Origin of the sequence: Brevundimonas sp. (genome assembly GCF_036659295.1) — a bacterium.
GTDB lineage: Bacteria > Pseudomonadota > Alphaproteobacteria > Caulobacterales > Caulobacteraceae > Brevundimonas.
Map to the genome: position 1 here is coordinate 1 of NZ_JAVXCU010000141.1, position 3,478 is coordinate 3,478.

A 3,478-nucleotide genomic window follows, 5' to 3' on the forward strand; every position below is an offset into this window, starting at 1 on the left:
CCACGACCTCGTCATTGAAGAAGTCGACAGGTTCGCCCTCTTGCTGCTGGGCTGCCACATAGAGCAGCGGCAAGTAGTGCTCGTCAGTCGGCACCGACAGTTGTGCGTTCTCGGCCAGATTTACCCAGCCGATCAGAGCTGCGTGGTCGCCGCGAACAAAGGCGGCCTTTACGGCCTCGTTAAAGTCGGTCGCCCAGTCATAGGGTTCGCCGCCATCGCGTTTCCACGTCCGCAGATTGTGCACAAAGTCGCCCGAACCGGCGATCAGATAGCCTTCGTCGCGCAAGGGGCGCAGCGCCTTGGCCAGTTCATAATGGCCGCGCGTGTCCAGATCGCGATCCAGCGACAACTGCACCACCGGCACATCGGCATCCGGCCACACATGGGCCAGAACCGACCATGTGCCGTGATCCAGACCCCACTGGTCGGTCTGGATAGCCCCCGTCAGTTCCGACACACGCGCCGCCAGTTCTGGCGAACCGGGTGCCGGATACTGCATGGCATGCAGCGCAGGCGGAAAACCACCAAAGTCATGGATGGTCTGCGGCTGCGCCATAGCCGTCACGCCCAGCCCGCGCGTCTCCCAGTGCGCGGACACCATGACTACACCCTTGGGTTTGCCGAGTTGCGCGCCAAGGGCCTTCCAGCCATCAGCGAACTCTCCCCCCAGAGCGTTCATGGGCGATCCGTGTCCAAAGAAGATTGCGGGCTGTTTCATGACCTTAACCGTGAAGCTTCTTCGCGACTTGCGCGATGTGTTTCCCCTGGAAGCGTGCGCCATCCAGTTCGATCTGGCTAGGCATACGCGAGCCGTCGCCCTTGGTCAGGGTCGTAGCACCGTAAGGCGAACCACCGACGATCTCGTCCATGTTCATCTGACCTGCGAACGAATACGGCAGACCGGCAATCAGCATGCCGTGGTGCAGGAAGAAGTTGTGCAGACCGCTGAAGGTGGTTTCCTGACCGCCGTGCTGGGTCGCCGAGGCGGTGAACGCACCACCGACCTTGCCGATCAGCTTGCCTTGCGCCCACTGGCCGCCGGTTTGGTCCAGGAAGGCGCGCATTTGCGATGCGGCCGAGCCAAAACGGGTGCCTGCGCCGATGATGATGGCGTCATAGTTTTCCAAATCGGCCACAGTGGCGATCGGCGCTTCCTGATCCATCTTGTAATGGGCGTTGCGGGCCACTTCTTCAGGCACGGTTTCCGGCACGCGCTTCACATCGACAACAGCGCCTTCAACCTGAGCGGCACCTTCGGCCATGGCATAGGCCATCTGTTCGATATGGCCGTAGGTCGAATGATAAAGCACGAGAATCTTGGGCACAGGGAACTCCGGAAAATAAGACAACATGCCGTTTAGTAACAGCAGATGTTTCATTTAATCCCTTCACCGTGATGTGCAAGGCGTTTAGGCAATTATTTTGTCATTCGGCTCCCGACCGATAGGGCAAACGCGATCATAGAACATCATGTCTGCCGGAACTTTAAGACCGCGTGACAGACGAAAACGGTGCTCGACCACCATGGCCTGTTGCTCGATATTCAGCCCGTCCCAGTGGCATATATCGCTGACCGGATAGGTATAGGACGCCGTGCTATCCCCTGCCCTGATCTTGGCGAACAGCAGGTTCACGCCCTGCTGGGCCTGCCAGACATGCACCATCTCATGCACAAAGATCGCCTGTATCGCCAAAGGGGCCAGCGCCATGTCCGCGTGGTAATAGCGGTCCGGCCACGATATCCATTCGCGTCCGAACCACCGCCCAGGCACAAAGGCCCGCACCAGCGGCCATGGCGACCGGAACACCCGCACCCGATCCAGACCTATGGCATTACCGAACACCTCGCGGGCCAGTTCGCGCTCATTGGACGTCAGGGTGCGGATGCGCTGCGGTTTCAAAGGGCCGAACCTCCGGGTGGCCCAACCCACTCCCAGTGCCATGGCTCGAAGGCATAGGGCACAAAGCCGAACCGCTCGGCATTCTTGACCAGCCAGCGATAGGTCTGGGTCTGGCTCATATAGCGGCGGTTATGGGCATGGGTGGAATCCACGCCATAGCCCAGCAAATGGCCGACATAGATATCCAGCGCCGTCCCCGTGCGGTGGGCCGAACAGGCGGCGCGGCGTACACCGTCACAATTGCCGTCACGCGCACATCGGGCCGCATCGGCCTCCGGCTCGCGGAAGGACGAGAAGATTTGCAACAGCTCGGACTGGGTGGATACCTCGGGCACTTCACGGCGGGCAGCCGCCACCATGTCGCGATAGGCCTCCAGCACATCCCGGCGCGCCATGCGCGTCATCCGCTCGGCATGTTCTTCACCCGCGACCAGATAGGACAGGTCCGCGATCGGCGGCGGTGACGGACATTCTCCGCGAATACGCGCCAGAATGAACGGCCGGCGCTCCTGCCAGAGGCCGCGAAACACAGCAAAGGTTGCCTCGTCGAACTGGCCATTGGACATCAGCCCGTGCCGGATCTGGAACAGAGACAGTTTTTCCGCAAAGGCCGCAGAGGTCGGGTCACATCCGGTTCCCAGCTCTTTCTGGATCAGCGGCACATAGGTTTCCCAACCCATTTCGGACGGCCCGAACGGGCTCCACTGCAAGGCGTACAGATTGATACTGTTGGCCGAAGCCGCCTGATCGAACGCGCCGTTATCGCGGTCGCAAATCTCTGCATCCAACAGAGCCGCCGTCGTCGCAGGTGCACCTTCGGCCAGCGCCATAGCCGGAGCCACCGACAGGGCCACAGCCAGACCTGCAATCGAGCCTGCCCCCCAACGAAGCGCAGACCGCCATTTGAATCGCAAATACATGCGACCAAAGAGGCCCGATTGCGCCGTCATTCGCAACCCCGTTCAGCGAGCTTCAATCTGTTCTCGCGCCCGATGCCGGATCAGACCATCATGCAGGCTTCCTGAATCGCTGTTGCGGATACCTGCACATGTCCACCAGCCCGCGCCGTTCCAATGCTGTTCTGGCGGCCTTTAGCGGTCCATGCCTGCCGTTGGCCGCATTCGGCGTGGCCCTGCCCGTCACCCTGCCGGAATATTACGCCACCCATGTGGGGCTGGAACTGGGTGTGGTGGCTGCGGTCTTTATGGCCGTACGCCTGATCGATATCGGCTTTGATCCGCTCATCGGCTGGGCGATGGACCGCACCCGCACGCCTATGGGCCGCTATCGCCCGTGGATGGTGGCCTCGGCCCCTATACTGATGCTGGCGGCCCTGATGATGTTCGTCATGGCCAAGCCGGGGGACAGCCCCGCCTATCTGTTTGGCTGGCTTCTGTTTCTCTATCTGGGCTTTTCCATGGGAACGCTGGGCCAGATGGGCTGGGCCGCCGTTCTGGCCCCCGAATACAACCAGCGCAGCCGCGTCTATGGCTTCTGGCAGTTCTTCAACATCATCGGCGTGATCCTGATCCTCGTCCTGCCGACCATCGTGGTGCGTGGCGGGTTCGGGACCTATG

The 3,478-nt window shown here is 61.2% G+C and carries 5 protein-coding genes; 1 reads left to right on the top strand and 4 read right to left on the bottom strand.

The window, feature by feature from the left end; all coding sequences use genetic code 11:
• From ygiD to RSB01_RS13815, 4 genes are all read right to left on the bottom strand, one after another.
• On the bottom strand, positions 1-718 hold a 718-nt coding region (gene ygiD / locus RSB01_RS13800), incomplete at its 3' end, for a 4,5-DOPA dioxygenase extradiol (protein ID WP_332625709.1).
• A gap of 4 nt (positions 719-722) precedes the next feature.
• On the bottom strand, positions 723-1,325 hold the full coding sequence (gene wrbA / locus RSB01_RS13805) for an NAD(P)H:quinone oxidoreductase (RefSeq protein WP_332590370.1): 603 nt from the start codon (positions 1,323-1,325) through the stop codon (positions 723-725).
• 84 nt (positions 1,326-1,409) lie between these two features.
• Positions 1,410-1,901, bottom strand: coding sequence for a hypothetical protein (locus RSB01_RS13810; protein ID WP_332590371.1), 492 nt, complete (start codon positions 1,899-1,901; stop codon positions 1,410-1,412).
• Complete coding sequence (locus tag RSB01_RS13815; RefSeq protein WP_332590372.1) at positions 1,898-2,851, bottom strand: D-alanyl-D-alanine carboxypeptidase family protein; 954 nt, start codon at positions 2,849-2,851, stop codon at positions 1,898-1,900. The genes RSB01_RS13810 and RSB01_RS13815 overlap by 4 nt, the downstream gene beginning before the upstream one ends.
• A 98-nt stretch (positions 2,852-2,949) precedes the next feature.
• Here RSB01_RS13815 and RSB01_RS13820 point away from each other — a divergent pair.
• The coding region (locus RSB01_RS13820) for an MFS transporter (RefSeq protein ID WP_332625711.1) at positions 2,950-3,478 on the top strand (529 nt) is incomplete at its 3' end.

Coding starts and splice junctions, on each gene's coding strand:
- RSB01_RS13815 (WP_332590372.1), bottom strand. CDS start 2,851: ATGACGGCGCAATCGGGCCTCTTTGGTCGCATGTATTTGCGATTCAAA.